This window comes from Amycolatopsis sp. cg13 (assembly GCF_041346965.1).
Classification (GTDB): domain Bacteria; phylum Actinomycetota; class Actinomycetes; order Mycobacteriales; family Pseudonocardiaceae; genus Amycolatopsis.
Genome location: NZ_CP166848.1, coordinates 5,046,367 through 5,065,142 on the forward strand (window position 1 = coordinate 5,046,367; position 18,776 = coordinate 5,065,142).

An 18,776-nucleotide genomic window follows, 5' to 3' on the forward strand; every position below is an offset into this window, starting at 1 on the left:
AACCGGAAAGGACATGCGCGAAATACTCTGGCGAACCGCACGCACTGTCAATGCGGTGATCAATCGTGGGAACGTCGACCGAAGGGGTGAATATCCCACGAACTGGGCCGAGTTGCCCGCCCCTCGCCGCACGACCGGCCGGGGCCGCGGCGCTGACCTGCGATGCTCCGTTCGGCCCACAGTATGTTCGGCGGTTCGGCGTCCGGGGAGGGGCTGTTCGCCCGATATGTTCGTTACCTTTTCGTGACCAAATCCCGGGAACTTTCGTCCCGACCCCGCGATGAATCACCCATGCCGGATTCGCTGACCCTGCGGCGCGAACCTGACAGAAGCGGCATAATCCGCACAGCACGTGACGGACCAGGGGAAGGGGTGACCGCCGATGTCGGCAGAGATGGAACGACTCGTCGCCGAGTTCGACAAGTTCCAGTCGAAGCTCAAGCAGGCCGAAGCGCAGTTCGCGAAAGTCGGCGACATGCAGGAGGAGCTGAACGCGCTCGAGGCCGAAGTGATGTCGCCGGATCGTGCGGTCACCGTCGTCGCGGGCCCGAGCGGATCGATCAAAGACCTCCGGCTCACCCCGGACGCGCTCCGGCAACAGCCCGACCAGCTGGCGACCTCGATCCTGGCGACCCTGCACCAGGCCGTCGCCGAATCCGCTCGCAAGCAGGCCGGGATCGTCGACGAGCACGTGGGCACGGCCTTCGGGTTGAACGTGTCCGATCAGGTCCTGGAAGCTCAGGCAGCCGGCTTGGGAACCACTGTCGAAGAACTGGAGTCCAATCTGCCGGAGGAGCAGCCGCGGCAGGCAGCACCGGCCCGGGACGACGAGGACTTCGCGAACAACGATCTGCTTCGCGACGACAACCGGGCGACTCCGGCACCTCCGCCGGCGCCGCCGTCGGCTTCGGCGGGCGACCAGTTCCTCAAGAACTTGTTCGACGACGAAGAGGGGCACCGATGAGCCCGACGAACGGCGGCCACAAGGTCGACACCGCCGCCCTTGCCAAGTACTCCACCGGACTCGACCGGTACAAGGGCGAGGCGGGAAAGTTCGGCGACCTCATCAACCACGCCGACGTGACCGACAAGTCCTGGGGACTGATCGGGCTGGCAGTCAAGCAGACCTACACAAGCAAGCTCGACGATCTGAAGGAGCTGCTCGAACTTCTCAAGAGCGGCGTCGAATCCTTCCAAGGCAAGGTCAGCAAGGCCGCTGAGATCTACGACGGCCACGAACAAGACACCGTCATGAAGTTCGGCAAATTCGAGACGAAGATCGACGGGCCGCGCTGAGCAGGGGGAAACCATGGGACAGGACAGCATCGCCGACGGGGTGAAGCTCCACGACGACCACCGCGGCGAAAACGCGTTCGAGCGCAAACTGCACGAGACCAAAGAGGCCACGGCGCACACCCCGTTCGTCGGCAAAGGCGTCAGCACCATCTCCAACGCCTACGACAAGTTCTCCAAAGCCGACAGTGTCGGCGACGTCGCCGCAGCGAGTGGCCAACTGCTTCAGGACGGAGCGGGTTTCGTCGCCGGGGCGACGATGGACATGGCGAGCTTCGCGCTCGACCCGGTGGGCTGGCTGGTCAGCAACGGCCTGAACATGCTGCTGGACCTGATCCAGCCACTCAACGACGCGTTGCACTTCGTGACCGGCGACGGTCCCGCGCTGGAGAAGGCGGCAGGGGACTTCGTCGCGATCGGCACGGGTTTCGTGAAGCTGGCCGACGATTTCGTCAAGACCGGCGACGAGGCCCTCAAGGACTGGGAAGGCGAGGGCGGAGAGGCGGCCAAGAAGGCCTTGGCCGAGTTCGCGCAGGGCATCAACGGCATCGGCTCGGCCGCCAGCTCTGTCTCCGACACCCTGAAGATGTGGTCGATGGTCATGACCGTCATCGAGGAGGTCGTCAAGGCGATCATCTCGGAACTGGTCAGCTGGCTCATCTACATCTGGCTGCCCGCGCTGGCGGCGTCGATCGTGAGCCTCGGCTCGTCTGTCGCGGGTGCGATGGCCGCGTCCGTCGCGAAGGCGGCGAGCGCGATCGGCAAGATCACCAAACACCTCGGGAAGCTCGGCAAGCTGCTCGACAAATTCATGGGCTTCCTCATGAAGTGGAGCGACGACCTGGTCAAGCAGGGCTCGAAGCTCACCAAGGCGGGCAAGGTCGGCATGACCCCCGGCCAGGAGAAGGCGATCACCGGCGCTTTCGCCAAGGGACTGAACGCACAGGGCGCCGCGTACAGCGAAGCCGCGAAGGACGTCTTCACCAGCGTCCCGCGCAAGTTTTTCGACGAGACCGTCAAGGCGACCACCGGTGTCGCACCGGGCGACTTGTCCAAGGGTTCGGCTTACACCACCAAATCGGCGTACAAGGCGACGGACAAGGCGATCACGAACCTGAAAGGGGATCATCCCGGCAACGGTCAGAGCGTCGAAGAAACCAAGGACGACCTGGACATCTGACCGGCCGCGCCGAGGCCTCGGTCCTGCCTCGCACGCGACAGCGGGCCTGTTCGGCGCGTACTACCCTCGCCCTGCCACAGCACAAGACCTCTTCACCCGGGTGCCGAAGAGCAGCCCACAGGAGCCGCGAAAATGGCAGCACTGCTCGAACCCTGGTACATCGTCGGCGGATACGTCCTGACGCTGCTCCTGCTGCTGCTCGCCGGCCGGTTCGAGAGCCGCAGCGTGGTCAAGACCGCCATCTGCGAAGCACTCAGCGTCGCCGCGCTGTTCGGGACGACGCTGTACTGGCTGACCGCCGGGACCGAGAGCAGCGGGCCGGCCATCGGCTGGGTATGCATCCCGCTCGCGATGGCCGGGTTCGCGCTCTGGCGGATTTTCCGGCAACGGTTCTGGATCCGGCGGCTGGGCGCCGTCGGGGAGCCGACTTTCGGGGTTCTTCCCCGGCAGGGCCGCACCGTCGCGATCACCGAACCCGATCGTCCGAGGACCCGCGGCATCGCGGAGTTCGAGCACCAAGGGCACCGGCTGCTGGGCGTCGAGTATTCCTCCGGTACGCCCGACGGCGTGCTCGATTCGGTCGCCAATCAGGTCGACGGGATCTACACCCTCGTGGAGCTGCGGATCCCCGCCGGGCCGACCCTGGTGATCAGCCCGCGGACCAAGGCCTTCGAGCCGGAACTGTTCACCCCGCTGGAAGACGCCAAGATCACCCGCAACCAGGCCGGTTCGCCGAAACCCTCCGCGGCGCTGACGGCGTTCGAACTGGATCCGGACTTCGACCGGCGGTTCGAGGTGACCACGAGCGACCCGGAGTTCGCCCGCCAGGTGCTCACCGGCGAGGTCCGCGAGATGATCATGACCGACCTGTGGTTCCGGGTGCACGAGGTCGTGTTCGACCACGACGCGATGTGGACCGCGGAAGCGGGCGGGCTGACCGAAGAACGGGTCTTGGGCAACGGGAGGCGGCTCGCCATGCTTGCCGTTCAACTGCCCTCCGGCCCGTGGACCAGCTCCGCGGCGACCGGCTTCCGGCGGGTGACCGCACGCGCCGAAACCAGCTACGACCTGTGGTACGGCGCTCGAGGCGGACTGATCCGGACCAAGCTGAACCGCCGCCGGGAAGCGCGGGACCGGCAGCCGGTGACGTCCACGTCGCTCGCGATGCGCTCGCTGGTCGCGGCGGTCATGCTGCTCGCCGCCATGCTGGCGATCGGAAATTCGATTCTCGTCATGAACGGCCAAGGCACCGAGGTCGAGCTGAAAGTGACCTGGATCGACCGAGGCGCCGCGCCGGTCTGCCGCGGAAGCTCGGGAAAGTGCACCGGGGGCTCCGCCGCCCGGGTTCGCGGCACCTATGTGTTCGACGGCTCCGCCTACACCTCGACCACCCGGTGGTCCGAGGAAATGCCGGAGGTCGGCGACGTCGTCAAGGTTCAGCTCGGGCCGTTGTGGTGGAGCCCGATCTTCGAGAGCTCCAGCGCCGCTCAGGGAGTCATCTTCGTATGCGCTTTCCCCTTGCTGTTCGGTCTACTCATCGTGAAAGCGACCTACTGGCCAAGGGCGTCGCGGCGGCTCCGGAAGACGCGTGAACCGGTAGCCGCGGTCTGACCGCTCAGACCCGGTGCCCGCACTCCGCGCAGGACACCGCACCAGCCTTGGATTCCTTCCCGAACTATCCACAATAGACAGTCGGGGCCAGTGAACCCGGCCGACTTCAAGAAGGGCTCGGCGTACGTGGGCAAGGGCATCTACGACGCGGCCGACAAGACGATCAGCAATTCCCGCGACGTCCACAAGTCAGAGGAAGCCACCGACAAGGCGGGACCGCATTCCGAAGAAGACACCCGCGAAAATCTCGACATGTAGGGTCGCCGCGTGACGGACGAGCTGATTGTCCCTGGGTATTTGTTCGGCGGCTACGCACTGGCCCTCGCTCTGCTCTGGATCGCCGCCTGGGCCGAGCGTCGCAGCGCGGTCCTCGCGGCGGTGTTCCATACGCTCTGCGGGATTACGGTGTCCCTCACGACGCTGCATTGGTTCTCCGCCGGCGTGGCCGTACATCCGCTGGCTTGGTACGGCGTGCCGCTGGTCGTCACCGCGCTGCTCGCCTGGCGGGGCTGGCATCAGCAGCGCTGGGTCACCCGCGTCGACTCGACCGGCGAACCCAGCTTCGGCTTCCTGCCTCGCCACGGGCTCTCCGTCCCGCGGGACCATCCCGATCCCTGGCCGAGCCGGGCCACCGTCGAGTTCACTCACCACGGGCACCGGCTGCTCGGGATCGAGTATTCGACCGAATCTCCTTACCGGGACGAGAATTTCCGCCGGAAGTCGAAGCTGGCCGAAGCGCTCGGCTCGATCTGCTCGGTCGTGGAACTGCGCATCCCGAATGTGCCCGCGCTGACCGTCTCGCCGAAGACCAAAGCCTTCGCCCCGGACCATTTCACTCCGCTGGAAGACATGCGGATCAACCGCAACCAGTTCAGCTGGTTGCGGCCGGACACCACTCTGCACGAATTCGAGGTCGACCCAGAATTCGACCGCCGGTTCTCCGTCTACACCTCGGATCCGGAATTCGCGCGGGAGATGCTGACCGGCGAGGTCCGCGAACTGATTCTGAACGACCGGTGGTTCCGGGTCCACCAGGTCGCGTTCCGCGAGGACGCGATCTGGACCACCGACACCGGCGGGCTGACCGAAGACCGGATGTTCGACAACTCCCGCAAGCTCGCGATGCTCGCCGCGGTCGTTCCCTCGGCGATCTGGGAGAAGTGGGCTGGCGACCGGCGATTCCGCTCGGCCGCGACCAGTGCCGACACCCGCTACGACGCGTGGATCGGCAAGCGCGGCGGGTTCATCCGCACCCCGCTCAACCGCAGGCGCGACGCCCGGGACCGGCAACCGGTCACCTCGGTTTCGCTGACCGCGCGGACTCTCATCGCGCTCGCCCTGATCGGCATCGGCGTGGGACCTGCGGGCAATTCGATCGCCGTGCTGACCAGGCTGGCACCGCAGGTGCAAGCGACCGTCTCGCGGGTCAGCGAAGGCGGCACCCGCCATTGCGCAACCACGAGCGGCGGCATGTCCTGTACCGCGGACCGGGCCGAGGTCGACGGAACCTACGAGCACGACGGCAGTACGCGCGAAATCACCGCCGACTGGTCGCAGAATGACCTTCCAGCGCGCGGTGCCGTCGTCGACATCGCGGTCGGCCCGTTCTGGGGACATCCGGGATATCAGGTCGGCTCGGCGTTCGCGGCCGTCGATCTGCTCGGCGCGTTGATCTGGCTTGTTCCGGGGCTCCTGCTGATCAAACGCACTTACTTCCCGAGCGTCCCCCGCCGGGTGCGCAAGCAGCGCGAAACCCTCGCCAAGGTCTGACCACTCAGAGCCGGTGTCCGCAATCCGCGCAGAACACCGCACCCGCCTTGGATTCCTTCCCGCACTCTCCACAATGGACAGTCGGGGCCAGCGAACTCCCGCACCCCGTGCAGAACTTCCCGCCGTTCACCTTCAGGCCGCAATCAGGACAGGTGAGTTTCGCGCGAGTGCCCAGATCCAGGTCCTTGGTCCAGTTCTTCTCGCGCGCCTGGTCCCAGATCTGGTCCCGCTGCGCCGCCGCCTGCGCGCGCGAGATCTCCTCCGCCACGATGGGCGAACAGCGCAGGCACTGGCCGATTTCCTCGTTCCAGCACTGATCCGCGCACATCCAGTCGCTGCAGCCGCGGCACTGCCGGAAGCGCGGGGTGATCTCCTCGACCGCCGCGGTCAGTGCGCGGTCCTTCGCTGACGAGTTCGTCGCGCGGTCGTATTTCCACTGGTCCGCGGAGCTGCTCAACTGCTGCAGCGTCCCGCCGAAGAAAGAGCCCACCGCGCGCAGCATGCTGCGTCCGGTTTCCATCGCGTCCCGCTGGAACGCCGAGCGGTACCCGTTTCCGCAGCGCTCGCAACGGAACTCGAACTGGTACCCCTGCGCGTTGGAGAGATCCGAGAAGTTGTCCGTGAACGGCACGACATCAGCCACGCGCGCGAATTTAAGGCAGCCGGAGGAAACCCACGACCGTACAAGTACCGTCTCCGGACCCGCTACGCACCGCGACCGTGCCCGAGGGCCGCACGTCAGGGCGTTTTTTGCGGTTTTGCCGTGTTTAGTCGGATACCGTCCGTAAAATGCCGGATTGGGCCATAACAGCAGGCATTCAAACACGGGGTGGGGAGACGGCATGTCCGACGAGTTCGACCGGCTGGTCGCGGAGTTCGACCGGTTCCAATCGAGGCTGCGCCGGGTGGACGAGCAGTTCTCCGGCATCGCCCAGATGCAGGAGGAACTGAGCGCGCTCGAAGCGACCGCGACGTCGCCCGACCGGTCGGTCACCGTGGTCGCCGGTCCGGGCGGGTCGATCAAGGACATCCAGGTCACCGATGCCGCGCTGCGCCGCGGCGGGGCGGAGTTGTCCGGGATGGTGATGGCGACCCTGCACCAGGCGGTCGCCGAGTCCGCGCGGCAGCAGGCCGTGCTGGTGGACCAGCACACGGGCAACTCCATGCAGCTCACCGAGCAGGTGCTGGAAACCCAGGCCGAACTGCTGGGCACCGACGTCGAGGAATTGCGCGCCGCGATGGAACGGGGCGCGCCCGCGCCGCAGCGGAGCGTCGAGGAGGAACAGCACGAGGACTACTCCGAGAGGGAACTGCTCGCCGACCCCGAGGAGAAGACCCCTCCCCCGCCGCCTCCGCCGTCCTCGGCCGGGTCCGCCGGGGACGACTTCCTGAAAAACCTGTTCGACGACGAGGACCACCGCTGATGGCCGGCTACCAGGTGCAGACGGCGAAGCTCTACGACTACTCCCGCCAGCTAGCGGGCAACAAGACCGCGGTCGCCGGGGTCAAGGGCAAGGTGTCCCAGGCCGACGTCGGCGACGAGTCCTGGGGCGTCGTCGGCATCTTCGTCAAGAGCAAGTACACGAGCATGGTCGACGACCTGAAAGACCTGCTGGCCGCGATGGAAACCGGCCTGCAGTCCGCCTCCGACAAGATCAACCGTGCCGGCCAGTTCTACGACCAGACCGAAGAGGATCACTGCCGCAGCTGGAAAGACGTCATGGGCAAGATCGACAACCTCGGCAGCGGACAGAAGTAGGGGGCGGGATGTCTGATCCGTTGGGCAAGATCGAGATCAAGCCGGAGGACAGCACCGGCAAGAAGATCGTCAACGCGCTGCCGGTGGTGGGCGGCGCGGTGAAGATCTACGACGCGGGCACCAGCGACGCGATCAAGGCAGGCGACACCGCGACCGGGCTGAGCGGGGTGGTTTCCGAGACGACCAACTTCGTCCAGTCGTGCGCGGAGACCGCGATGAGCATCAGCACCGACCCAATCGGCTGGCTGGTCGGCCAGGGACTGAACTTCCTGCTGGCCGTCTGCGACCCGCTCCAGGACGCGATCCACTTCGTCAGCGGCGACGGGCCGGCGCTGTCCAAAGCGGCCGAGAACTTCACGGCGATCGGGCGCGGGCTGGAGCAGTTCGCGCACCAGTTCAGCGAGCAGGCGAAGAGCTCGCTCTCGCAGTGGGAAGGCGGCGCGGCCGAAACCGCGGCGGAGAAGCTGGCCAAGTTCTCGACCGGGATCACCGGCACCGCCGACCAGGCCGGCGACATCGCGACGATGCTGCAGGTGTGCAGCATGGCGATGACCGTCATCGAGGACTTCATCAAGGCATTGCTGACCGAGCTGATCACCTGGCTGATCATGATCTGGATCCCGGCATTGGCCGCCGCGGTCCCGTCGTTCGGAGCATCCACCGCGGCGGCGGGCACGGCGACCGGGGTGCGCGCGGCGTCTACCGCGGGCAAGGCGACGAAGCAGGTCAGCAAGCTGCAGAAGCTGCTCGACATGATCAAGGACTTGATCGCCCGGTTCCAGACGTTCTTCAAGGCGGCCAAGGACGAGGTGGCCAAGATGGCCATGGAAGGCGGCAAGACCACCGCCAAGCGGGCCGCCGACGGTTTCGGGAAAACCGTCGGCGGGAAGCTGCTGGACGAGGCACGGTCGCAGGTCGGGCTCCGAAGCCACGACAAGAACGATCCCGACCTGCCAGTCAAGCCAGGGAAACCGTTGGGACACCTGGAGAACGCGCGCAAGGCCGTCGAGTACGCGGCGACCGGGGACGGAACTTCGAAAGACGAGACCACAAAAGATCTGGAGTTCTGAGGCGTGGCTCGCGCACTGCACGACACTTGGGTGTGGCTCGGACCGATCGTCGGAGTCCTGGTACTGGTCGTGCTCCCGAGTGTTCTCGGCTTTCGCTGGCATCTGAAGAAGAAGCGAGCGAAGCAAGCCTGGCTGGCCGCATTGCACGCGGTGCCCGAGGAACTGGGCGGATCCATGGTCGCCGATCTGAAATACGGGCGGCCCCGGTCCGCGCAGCGCCGGAAGCCTCTTGGCGAGCTGTACCGGCCGAAGACCATCTCGGAGGGCATGAGCTTCCCCAGCAGTCCTCCGACCGTCGAGTTCGCGGCTGACCTGCCGCGGCGGGACCGGCAGTTCCGGGTCAGCGCGTACTGGTGCACGCTCCGGGTCGGGGCCAACAGCACCAGAAGGATCTACGAGTACACCATCGAAACCAAGGTCGGGCCGACGCCGAGCATGAAGATCGCCAAGGCGTACCCGACCGATCCGGTGCGGATGTTCGGGCGGACCATGGCGTATTTCAACTACCAGCAAAGGCTGTTCGAAGCGGAGGCGCGAACCTCGCCCTCGGCCGCCCGCTGGGAGCAATTCACGTCGTCCGAGAACGAGTTCACCGGATACGCCAGCGATCAGGACCTCTCGGCCCAGGTCACCTCCCCGGAGACCATGGACTGGCTGCGCGGCAACCACGAGCTGCTTCCGGACCTCATCGGCCTCGATCGCGGGTGGTGCTACGCGGTATACCGGGACGAGATCGACCCGGCGACCCTGGTCGCCAGAATCGACCTGGTCGCCGGCTTCCTCGACCGGATCAACGTGCCCGCCGCGGTCTGAGCACACAAACGAAAACGCCCCCGGTCACGAGGACCGGGGGCGTTTCGTTCAAGCGGAGCGGGATCAGCGGAAGTCGCGACCGAAGTCGTAGTCGTCCAGCGGAACCGCGGCGCCGGTGCCCGAACCGAACACGTCCGGGGTGTAGTAACCGTCGTCGTAGGACGGGATCGCGTACGCCGCGACCCGCGCCTCCTCGGTCGGCTGCACCTGGATGTTCCGGTACTTGTTGATGCCCGTACCGGCCGGGATGAGCTTACCGATGATGACGTTCTCCTTGAGGCCGACGAGCTTGTCCGAGCGGCCGTTGATGGCCGCGTCGGTCAGGACTCGCGTGGTCTCCTGGAACGAGGCCGCCGACAGCCACGAGTCCGTGGTCAGCGACGCCTTCGTGATGCCCATCAGCACCGGACGCCCCGATGCCGGCTCGCCGCCCTCGGCGACCGCGGCCCGGTTCGTCGCCTCGAACTTCGTCCGCTCGGGCAGTTCGCCCGGCAGGAAGTCCGTGGCACCGGAGTCGATGATCGTCACGCGGCGCAGCATCTGCCGCACGATGACCTCGATGTGCTTGTCGTGGATCGACACACCCTGCGCCCGGTACACCTTCTGGACCTCGTCCGTGAGGTGCATCTGCGCTTCGCGCGGGCCCATGACGCGCAGGACCTCGTGCGGGTCCGGCGTGCCCTCGAGCAGCTGCTGGCCGACGTTGACGTGGTCGCCGTCGCCCAGCGGGCCGTTCGGGGTGTTCGCGAGCCGCTGCCGCTTGGACAGCTTGTCGAAGACGATCTCCTCCGACCCGTCGTCCGGGATCAGGGTGATCTTCCAGAACCGCTCGCTCTCCTCGATCCGCACGCGGCCGTCGACGTCCGCGATCGGAGCCTTGCCCTTCGGCACGCGAGCCTCGAAAAGCTCGGTGACACGGGGCAGACCGGTCGTGATGTCGTCACCGGCGACACCACCCTGGTGGAACGTACGCATCGTCAGCTGCGTGCCCGGCTCACCGATCGACTGGGCGGCGACAATGCCGACCGCCTCGCCGACGTCGACGAGCTCGCCCGTCGCCATCGAACGGCCGTAGCAGGTCGCGCACACGCCGACCGCCGACTCGCAGGTCAGCACCGAGCGGACCTTCACCTTGGTGATGCCGCTGGAGATCAGCTTGTCCAGCGCCGGGTCGCCGATGTCGTCGCCCGCGTTCAGCACGACGTTGCCCTTGGCGTCCACCGCGTCCGTCGCGAGGTTCCGCGCGTACACGGAGGTCTCCACGTGCTGGTCGCGCACGACCTTGCCGTCGCCGAGGTCCTCGCCGATCGGCATCATGATGCCGCGCGTGGTGCCGCAGTCGACCTCGCGGACGATGACGTCCTGCGAAACGTCCACCAGACGACGGGTCAGGTAACCCGAGTCAGCGGTACGCAGCGCGGTGTCCGCCAGACCCTTCCGCGCACCGTGCGTGGCGATGAAGTACTCCGCCACCGACAGGCCTTCACGGAAGTTCGCCTTGATCGGGCGCGGGATGTACTCACCCTTCGGGTTCGACACCAGACCACGCATACCGGCCAGCGAACGGACCTGCGTCATGTTACCGGCGGCGCCCGACTTCACGATCATGGCGATCGGGTTGTCGTCCGGCAGCGCCGTCTCCATGATCTTGTGGACCTCTTCGGTCGCCTGCGTCCACACCTTGACGAGCTCGTTGTTGCGCTCGGCGTGGGACAGCTGACCGCGCTGGTACCGCTTCTCGACCTGGTCGGCCTTGCCCTCGTACTCGTCGAGAATGGCCTTCTTGCCGACCGGGGTCAGCACGTCCGAGATCGCGACCGTGACGCCCGAGCGGGTCGCCCAGTAGAAACCGGCGTCCTTGAGCTTGTCCAGCGTCTGCGCGACCTGCGTCATCGAGTACCGCTCGGCGAGGTCGTTCACGATGGCCGCCTGCCGCTTCTTCGGCATCGGCTCGTTGATGAACGGGTAGTCCGCCGGCAGCAGGTCGTTGAACAGCACGCGGCCCAGCGTCGTCTCGGCCAGCCACGCCTTGCCCGGCTCCCAGCCCGCCTCCGCGAGACGCGCCTCGTCGGCCTTCGCGGGCTGACGGTCGGTGACGCGGATCTTGACCGGGGCGTGCAGGCTCAGCGCCTTGCGGTCGAACGCCATGATCGCCTCGGCGGGCGAGGAGTACGCGTTGCCCGCGCCCTCGGCGTTCTCGTTCAGCCGGGTCAGGTGGAACAGACCGGTGACCATGTCCAGTCGCGGCATGGCGAGCGGACGGCCTGAGGCCGGCGACAGGATGTTGTTCGCCGACAGCATCAGGATCCGGGCCTCGGCCTGCGCCTCGGCCGACAGCGGCAGGTGCACCGCCATCTGGTCACCGTCGAAGTCCGCGTTGAACGCTTCGCAGACCAGCGGGTGCAGCTGGATCGCCTTGCCCTCGACCAGCTGCGGTTCGAAGGCCTGGATGCCCAGCCGGTGCAGGGTCGGCGCACGGTTCAGCATCACCGGGTGGCCGGTGATGACCTCTTCGAGCACGTCCCACACCTGCGGCCGCGAGCGCTCCACCATCCGCTTGGCGGACTTGATGTTCTGCGCGTGGTTCAGGTCGACCAGCCGCTTCATGACGAACGGCTTGAACAGCTCGAGCGCCATGTCCTTCGGCAGACCGCACTGGTGCAGCTTCAGCTGCGGGCCGACGATGATGACCGAACGGCCCGAGTAGTCAACACGCTTGCCCAGCAGGTTCTGACGGAACCGGCCCTGCTTGCCCTTCAGCAAGTCGGACAGCGACTTCAGCGGCCGGTTGCCCGGGCCGGTGACCGGACGGCCGCGGCGGCCGTTGTCGAACAGCGCGTCGACGGCCTCCTGCAGCATCCGCTTCTCGTTGTTGACGATGATCTCGGGCGCGCCGAGGTCGATCAGCCGCTTCAACCGGTTGTTGCGGTTGATCACGCGGCGGTACAGGTCGTTCAGGTCCGACGTGGCGAAACGGCCACCGTCGAGCTGCACCATCGGGCGCAGGTCCGGCGGGATGACCGGGACGGCGTCGAGCACCATGCCGCGCGGGTCGTTGCCGGTCGCCTGGAACGCGGCGACGACCTTGAGCCGCTTCAGCGCGCGGAGCTTCTTCTGCCCCTTGCCGTTGCGGATGGTGTCGCGCAGGCTGTCGGCCTCCGCGGCGACGTCGAACTCGGTCGCCAGCTTCTGGATCGCCTCGGCGCCCATGCCGCCGGTGAAGTACTCGCCGTACCGGTCGATCAGCTCGCGGTAGAGCAGCTCGTCGGCGATCAGCTGACGCGGCTCGAGCTTCGTGAAGGTCGTCCAGACCTCCTCGAGCCGGTCCAGCTCGCGGCCGGCGCGGTCGCGCAGCTGGCGCATCTCGCGCTCGCCGCCCTCCTTGACCTTGCGGCGCACGTCGGACTTCGCGCCCTCAGCCTCCAGCTCGGCCAGGTCGGCTTCCAGCTTCTGCGCGCGGGCCTCGATGTCGGCGTCGCGCTTCGTCTCGAGGTTCTTGCGCTCGACGCCGATCTCGTTCTCGAGGGTCGGCAGGTCGTTGTGCCGCAGCTCGGTGTTCACGCCGGTGATGACGTAAGCCGCGAAGTAGATGATCTTCTCGAGGTCCTTGGGCGCCAGGTCCAGCAGGTAGCCAAGGCGCGACGGAACGCCCTTGAAGTACCAGATGTGGGTGACCGGCGCGGCCAGCTCGATGTGGCCCATCCGCTCACGGCGCACCTTGGCGCGAGTGACCTCGACGCCGCAGCGCTCGCAGATGATGCCCTTGAACCGGACGCGCTTGTACTTGCCGCAGTAGCACTCCCAGTCCCGGGTCGGACCGAAGATCTTCTCGCAGAAGAGCCCGTCCTTCTCCGGCTTGAGGGTCCGGTAGTTGATGGTCTCCGGCTTCTTGACCTCGCCGAAGGACCACTGACGGATGTCGTCGGCGGTGGCGAGACCAATCCGGAGCTCATCGAAGAAGTTGACGTCCAGCACGTCTAAGTCCCCTTGGGGTTGTTTCGGCTAGAGAGGGGTCGGCGGTGGAGCCGGGATCCGCGGGAGGCAGATCCCGGCTCGACACCGAATCAGTGCACGACGTCGTCCACCGAGGGCGACTCGTTGCGGGACAGGTTGATGCCGAGGTTCGCCGCGGCGCGCTCGAGGTCCTCGTCGTCGGAGTCGCGCATCTCGATCGCCGCGCCGTCGCTGGAGAGCACCTCGACGTTGAGGCACAGCGACTGGAGCTCCTTGAGGAGCACCTTGAACGACTCCGGGATGCCCGGCTCGGGGATGTTCTCCCCCTTCACGATCGCCTCGTACACCTTCACGCGGCCGACCACGTCGTCCGACTTGATCGTGAGCAGTTCCTGCAGCGTGTAAGCCGCGCCGTAGGCCTGCATCGCCCAGCACTCCATCTCGCCGAAGCGCTGGCCGCCGAACTGCGCCTTACCACCGAGCGGCTGCTGGGTGATCATCGAGTACGGGCCGGTGGAGCGGGCGTGGATCTTGTCGTCGACCAGGTGGTGCAGCTTCAGGATGTACATGTAGCCGACCGACACCGGGTACGGGTACGGCTCGCCGGAGCGGCCGTCGAACAGCGTGGCCTTGCCGTTCTCCTTGACCATGCGCTCGCCGTCGCGGTTCGGCTTGGTCGCGCCCAGCAGCCCGGTGAGCTCCTCTTCCTTCGCGCCGTCGAACACCGGGGTCGCGGTGTTCGTGTTCGGCGCGACGTCGTAGAGCTCCTGCGAAAGGTTCTTCGCCCAGTCCGGGTTGCCCTCGATCGTCCAGCCCTGCGAGGCCAGCCAGCCCAGGTGCAGCTCGAGGATCTGGCCGATGTTCATCCGTCGCGGAACACCGTGGGTGTTCAGGATGATGTCGACCGGGGTGCCGTCCTCCATGAACGGCATGTCCTCGACCGGCAGGATCTTGCCGATGACACCCTTGTTGCCGTGCCGGCCGGCGAGCTTGTCGCCCGGCTGGATCTTGCGCTTCTGGGCCACGTAGACGCGGACCAGCTCGTTGACGCCCGGGGGCAGCTCGTCGTCGTCCTCGCGGGAGAACACCCGGATGCCGATGACCTTGCCGGTCTCGCCGTGCGGCACCTTCAGCGAGGTGTCGCGGACCTCGCGCGCCTTCTCGCCGAAGATCGCGCGGAGCAGGCGCTCCTCCGGGGTCAGCTCGGTCTCGCCCTTCGGCGTGACCTTGCCGACCAGGATGTCGCCGTCGCGGACCTCGGCGCCGATGCGGATGATGCCGCGCTCGTCGAGGTCGGCCAGGACCTCCTCGGAGACGTTCGGGATGTCCCGGGTGATCTCCTCGGCGCCCAGCTTGGTGTCGCGGGCGTCGATCTCGTGCTCCTCGATGTGGATCGACGTGAGCACGTCGTCCTGCACCAGGCGCTCGGAGAGGATGATCGCGTCCTCGTAGTTGTGGCCCTCCCACGGCATGACCGCGACGAGGAGGTTCTTGCCGAGCGCCATCTCACCGTTCTCGGTGGACGGGCCGTCGGCGATGACCTGGCCCTGCTCGACCCGGTCTCCCTCGTTGACGATCGGCCGGTGGTTGAAGCACGTGCCGTGGTTGGAGCGGCGGAACTTGTACAGTCCGTAGCTCTTCCGCGTGCCGTCGTCGTGCATGATCGTGATGATGTCCGCGGACAGCTCCTCGACCACGCCCGCCTGCTCGGCGACCAGGACGTCCCCGGCGTCGACCGCGGCGCGCAGCTCCACGCCGGTGCCCACGTACGGAGCCTGGTTGCGCAGCAGCGGAACAGCCTGCCGCTGCATGTTCGCGCCCATCAGCGCGCGGTTCGCGTCGTCGTGCTCCAGGAACGGGATCATCGCGGTGGCGACGGAGACCATCTGCCGCGGCGACACGTCCATGTAGTCGATCTCGAGCGGGTCGATCAGCTCGACCTCGCCGCCCTTGCGGCGACCCAGGACCTTGTCCTCTTCGAAGTGCCCGTCTTCGGTCAGCGGCGCGTTGGCCTGCGCCTTGACGTAGCGGTCTTCCTCATCCGCGGTCAGGTAGTCGACCTGGTCGGTGACCTGGCCCTCGACGACCTTGCGGTACGGCGTCTCGATGAAGCCGAACGGGTTGACCCGCGCGTAGGAGCACAACGAGCCGATCAGGCCGATGTTCGGGCCTTCCGGCGTCTCGATCGGGCACATCCGGCCGTAGTGCGACGGGTGGACGTCGCGGACCTCCATGCCGGCGCGCTCACGGGACAGACCGCCCGGGCCGAGGGCCGAAAGACGACGCTTGTGCGTCAGGCCCGACAGCGGGTTGTTCTGGTCCATGAACTGCGACAGCTGCGAGGTGCCGAAGAACTCCTTGATCGCCGCGCCGATCGGGCGGATGTTGATCAGGGTCTGCGGCGTGATCGCCTCGACGTCCTGAGTGGTCATGCGCTCGCGCACGACGCGCTCGGTGCGGGAGAGGCCGACCCGGATCTGGTTCTGGATCAGCTCGCCCACGGTGCGCAGGCGGCGGTTGCCGAAGTGGTCGATGTCGTCGGTCTCGACCGGCACCTCGACGCCGGCGGAGCTCGTCATCTTGTCCTCGCCGGCGTGCAGCCGGACCAGGTACTCGATGGCCGAGACGATGTCCTCTTCGGTCAGCGTGCCGGTCTCGTACGGGGTGTCGAGGCCCAGCTTCTTGTTGACCTTGTAGCGGCCGACCTTGGCCAGGTCGTAGCGCTTCGGCTTGAAGAACAGGTTCTCCAGCAGCGTCTGCGCGCTCTCCTTCGTGGGCGGTTCGCCCGGGCGCAGCTTGCGGTAGATGTCGAGCAGCGCCTCGTCGGTGCCGGCGGTGTGGTCCTTCTCGAGGGTGGCCAGCAGCGTCTCGGAGAACGAGAAGCGCTCGCGGATCGCCTCGGTGGACCAGCCCAGCGCCTTCAGCAGCACGGTGACCGGCTGGCGGCGCTTGCGGTCGATGCGGACGCCGACGGTGTCGCGCTTGTCCACGTCGAACTCGAGCCACGCGCCGCGGCTCGGGATCACGCGCACGCTGAAGACGTCCTTGTCGGTCGTCTTGTCGACACTGCTGTCGAAGTACACACCCGGAGAACGCACCAGCTGGGACACGACGACCCGCTCGGTGCCGTTGATGATGAAGGTGCCCTTGTCGGTCATCACCGGGAAGTCGCCCAGGAAGACCGTCTGGCTCTTGATCTCGCCAGTGTTGTTGTTGACGAACTCGGCGGTGACGAACAGCGGGGCCGCGTACGTCATGTCCTTGTCCTTGCACTCCTCGATCGAGGCCTTGACCTCGTCGAAGCGCGGAGCGGAGAAGGACAGGGACATCGAGCCCGAGAAGTCCTCGATCGGAGAGATCTCGTTGAGGACCTCTTCCAGACCGCCGACCGGGTTCTCTTCGCCTTCGTTGACGCGGCGCTCGAACCACGCCTCGTTGCCGGTGAACCACTGGAACGACTGGATCTGGACGTCAAGCAGGTTCGGGGTGGAGAGTGGCTCGCGGATCTTCGCGAAGGAGACCCGCTTGGGCGCTCCGGGGATTCCCGTGGCCTGCGCGCGGGATTCAGCCGAGGTGGTCGCAGCAGTGGCCTGGTTCGCGGGAGAGACTGCCAAGATGCGTCCTTCCGGGGACAATGAGCGGTGAGCAGCCGCGATGGCAACAGCTGTCGCGGACTGTCAGGGGTGCCGTGTGCCCACTATCCTAACTACCGGCTCCGGGCAGCCTGAAAGAGGGCAGCGCAAAGAAGCAGTCTAGCCCCCATGACGCGGTCTGTCCAGGGGGCACTCCCGACGGGGCCCAGCCTGCATCGCGTCACCTTGGGGCAGTGCGTCTCCCTGAGCCTCACTGCGTCCTCTGGCTCCCGGTTCGCCCGGGTTTTCGCGCCCCTCCCGCAAGGTTCGCGTTCCCCGGCCGTGACCGTTGGCAGTAAGCGTGAACCCACGTGGCTTCGGAGTCAAGATGCCGCGCGGCGGTCCCGCCGGTTGGCGCAGCGTCGAAGCGGGACAGCGCAGGGTGACCGATCCGGCTGACCTCAGGGTTACCGCCGGGTACCCGGGGACCGCCGCGCAGGTCGGCCCGGCCGCGACGCAGGTCGGCGGCCCGCACGCACGTCCCACGGCCGTTTTCGGCGCGGCGCGGCGGGCGCGGGATGGATCACATTCCGCGAGCGGCCGCGTGCTGAGCGACAGAGCGGAATAGGGGAACTTCGGGCAGCTCGGACCCGGATTCCGGGTCCCCCGGGCAGGGGTTGCGCGCGGCGGGAAGCGGGTGTTGGCAGGGGCGCGGTCCCGGTGATCAACTGGGCGGGGCCGAACTCCCGGAGGTGCGCACGGCGGGATCGCTACGGCGTCGGCACCGAGGTCCGGGAGCACGTGTTCACCAGTCCGGAGGTGGTGGAGGAAGGTGCGGAATGACTGAGAACCGGCCGTTGACCAATGAGGAACTGCGGGCGAAGTACGAAACCAACCTGGACGATCTCTCCCCGGCAGACCGGAAACTGGTCCTTCGGCAGCAAGCGGCGCTGAAGGAGGCCTTCCGACGCGGAGACGAGCGGCGGGCCCGTGAAGGCGGCGAACCGCCTCGCCAGCGGCCTGGCGACAACTTCGCGATCGGCCTCGACGACAGCTTCACCCCGTATCAGCCGAAAGAGCCGCGGGATTGAACCCTGCGGGCTCGCGTAGCCGCGGTCCGGGTCGTGATGCGCGGCGAACGAGACGGCGAGCGCGTCCGGGTCGACCTGGCCGTAACGGCGCAGGACGGAATACCGCGAGCAGCGTGCGCCGAAGGCCATTTCCCTGGCGGTTACGGAGTAAATTGGCGAACTGGCCACGAGATTCGCCAGGAGTGTGCATGACGGAAATCGCCGGCTCGCTTCCCGAGCTGGTCCTGCGCAGGCTGGCGATCAGCGAGCAGGTCGCCGCGGCGAAGTTCGGAGCCGGGCGGGCGGTCGACGATCCCGTCCGCGAGCAGCGCGAGCTCGCCCGTGTCCGGGCCCTGGCCCGCGAAATCGGTCTCGACCCGGACCTCGCCGCCGGATTTCTCTCCGACCAGATCGCCGCGAGCAAGCAGGTCCAGCGCCAGCTCTTCGAGCGCTGGACCGAGCATCCCGGCGACCGGCCGACCGGCGGGCCCGACCTGTCCGTGCTGCGCGCCGAGTTGGACGGCCTCACAGTCGCTCTCCTGGACCGGCTGGCCGCAACCGGCCCCGAACCCCTCGAGCCGCCGGAAACGCCGGACGCGCTGAACCAGGAGCCGCTTCGGACGGCTTTCCGGACGCTGGCGCGACAACGGCCCGCCCCCAGAGGTTCCGGGAACGGGCCGTGAC

Annotated in this window: 15 protein-coding genes; 12 read left to right on the plus strand and 3 right to left on the minus strand. The window is 67.0% G+C overall.

Going from position 1 to position 18,776, the window contains the following annotated elements; translation table 11 throughout:
- Positions 1-382 precede the first annotated feature (382 nt).
- The 6 genes from AB5I40_RS23235 (at position 383) to AB5I40_RS23260 (ending at position 5,854) form a co-directional block, all read left to right on the plus strand.
- Positions 383-964, plus strand: coding sequence for a YbaB/EbfC family nucleoid-associated protein (locus AB5I40_RS23235; RefSeq protein WP_370932203.1), 582 nt, complete (start codon positions 383-385; stop codon positions 962-964).
- Entirely contained in the window at positions 961-1,296 is a 336-nt protein-coding gene (locus AB5I40_RS23240; RefSeq protein ID WP_370932204.1) for a hypothetical protein, read from the plus strand. The genes AB5I40_RS23235 and AB5I40_RS23240 overlap by 4 nt, the downstream gene beginning before the upstream one ends.
- A gap of 13 nt (positions 1,297-1,309) precedes the next feature.
- Positions 1,310-2,473 (plus strand): hypothetical protein, encoded by a 1,164-nt coding sequence (locus AB5I40_RS23245; RefSeq protein WP_370932205.1) that lies wholly within the window; start codon positions 1,310-1,312, stop codon positions 2,471-2,473.
- Between the two features lie 132 nt (positions 2,474-2,605).
- Positions 2,606-4,084: a hypothetical protein gene (locus tag AB5I40_RS23250; RefSeq protein WP_370932206.1), complete on the plus strand. Its 1,479-nt coding sequence runs from the start codon at positions 2,606-2,608 to the stop codon at positions 4,082-4,084.
- 90 nt (positions 4,085-4,174) lie between these two features.
- Positions 4,175-4,342, plus strand: a complete 168-nt coding sequence (locus tag AB5I40_RS23255) for a hypothetical protein (protein WP_370932207.1) — start codon at positions 4,175-4,177, stop codon at positions 4,340-4,342.
- A 9-nt stretch (positions 4,343-4,351) separates the two neighbouring features.
- A complete protein-coding gene (locus AB5I40_RS23260; protein ID WP_370932208.1) occupies positions 4,352-5,854 on the plus strand; it encodes a hypothetical protein in 1,503 nt (500 codons plus the stop codon).
- Between the two features lie 4 nt (positions 5,855-5,858).
- Here the strand turns inward: AB5I40_RS23260 and AB5I40_RS23265 are convergent, their stop codons facing one another.
- Positions 5,859-6,497, minus strand: a complete 639-nt coding sequence (locus AB5I40_RS23265) for a zinc ribbon domain-containing protein (protein ID WP_370932209.1) — start codon at positions 6,495-6,497, stop codon at positions 5,859-5,861.
- 199 nt (positions 6,498-6,696) lie between these two features.
- On the opposite strand from AB5I40_RS23265, the gene AB5I40_RS23270 reads away from it, so the two are divergent.
- From AB5I40_RS23270 to AB5I40_RS23285, 4 genes are read left to right on the plus strand one after another with little or no spacing between them, the layout of a single operon-like run.
- Positions 6,697-7,278 (plus strand): YbaB/EbfC family nucleoid-associated protein, encoded by a 582-nt coding sequence (locus AB5I40_RS23270; protein WP_370932210.1) that lies wholly within the window; start codon positions 6,697-6,699, stop codon positions 7,276-7,278.
- Positions 7,278-7,613, plus strand: a complete 336-nt coding sequence (locus AB5I40_RS23275; protein ID WP_370932211.1) for a hypothetical protein — start codon at positions 7,278-7,280, stop codon at positions 7,611-7,613. The genes AB5I40_RS23270 and AB5I40_RS23275 overlap by 1 nt, the downstream gene beginning before the upstream one ends.
- Positions 7,614-7,621: 8 nt before the next feature.
- The gene (locus AB5I40_RS23280) at positions 7,622-8,683 is read left to right on the plus strand and encodes a hypothetical protein (protein ID WP_370932212.1); all 1,062 of its coding nucleotides are present in this window, start codon (positions 7,622-7,624) and stop codon (positions 8,681-8,683) included.
- 3 nt (positions 8,684-8,686) lie between these two features.
- A complete protein-coding gene (locus tag AB5I40_RS23285) occupies positions 8,687-9,496 on the plus strand; it encodes a hypothetical protein (protein ID WP_370932213.1) in 810 nt (269 codons plus the stop codon).
- A 63-nt stretch (positions 9,497-9,559) separates the two neighbouring features.
- Here AB5I40_RS23285 and AB5I40_RS23290 read toward each other — a convergent pair whose 3' ends face one another.
- Positions 9,560-13,471 (minus strand): DNA-directed RNA polymerase subunit beta', encoded by a 3,912-nt coding sequence (locus tag AB5I40_RS23290; protein WP_370932214.1) that lies wholly within the window; start codon positions 13,469-13,471, stop codon positions 9,560-9,562.
- Positions 13,472-13,560: 89 nt separating this feature from the next.
- Positions 13,561-17,064 carry a DNA-directed RNA polymerase subunit beta gene (locus tag AB5I40_RS23295; RefSeq protein ID WP_370932215.1) on the minus strand — a complete coding sequence of 1,168 codons (3,504 nt, stop codon included), beginning with the start codon at positions 17,062-17,064 and terminating at the stop codon, positions 13,561-13,563.
- 797 nt (positions 17,065-17,861) lie between these two features.
- Between AB5I40_RS23295 and AB5I40_RS23300 the strand changes: the two genes are divergently transcribed.
- A complete protein-coding gene (locus AB5I40_RS23300; protein WP_370932216.1) occupies positions 17,862-18,113 on the plus strand; it encodes a hypothetical protein in 252 nt (83 codons plus the stop codon).
- Between the two features lie 188 nt (positions 18,114-18,301).
- Complete coding sequence (gene aroQ, locus AB5I40_RS23305) at positions 18,302-18,775, plus strand: gamma subclass chorismate mutase AroQ (RefSeq protein WP_370932217.1); 474 nt, start codon at positions 18,302-18,304, stop codon at positions 18,773-18,775.
- Position 18,776 lies beyond the last annotated feature (1 nt).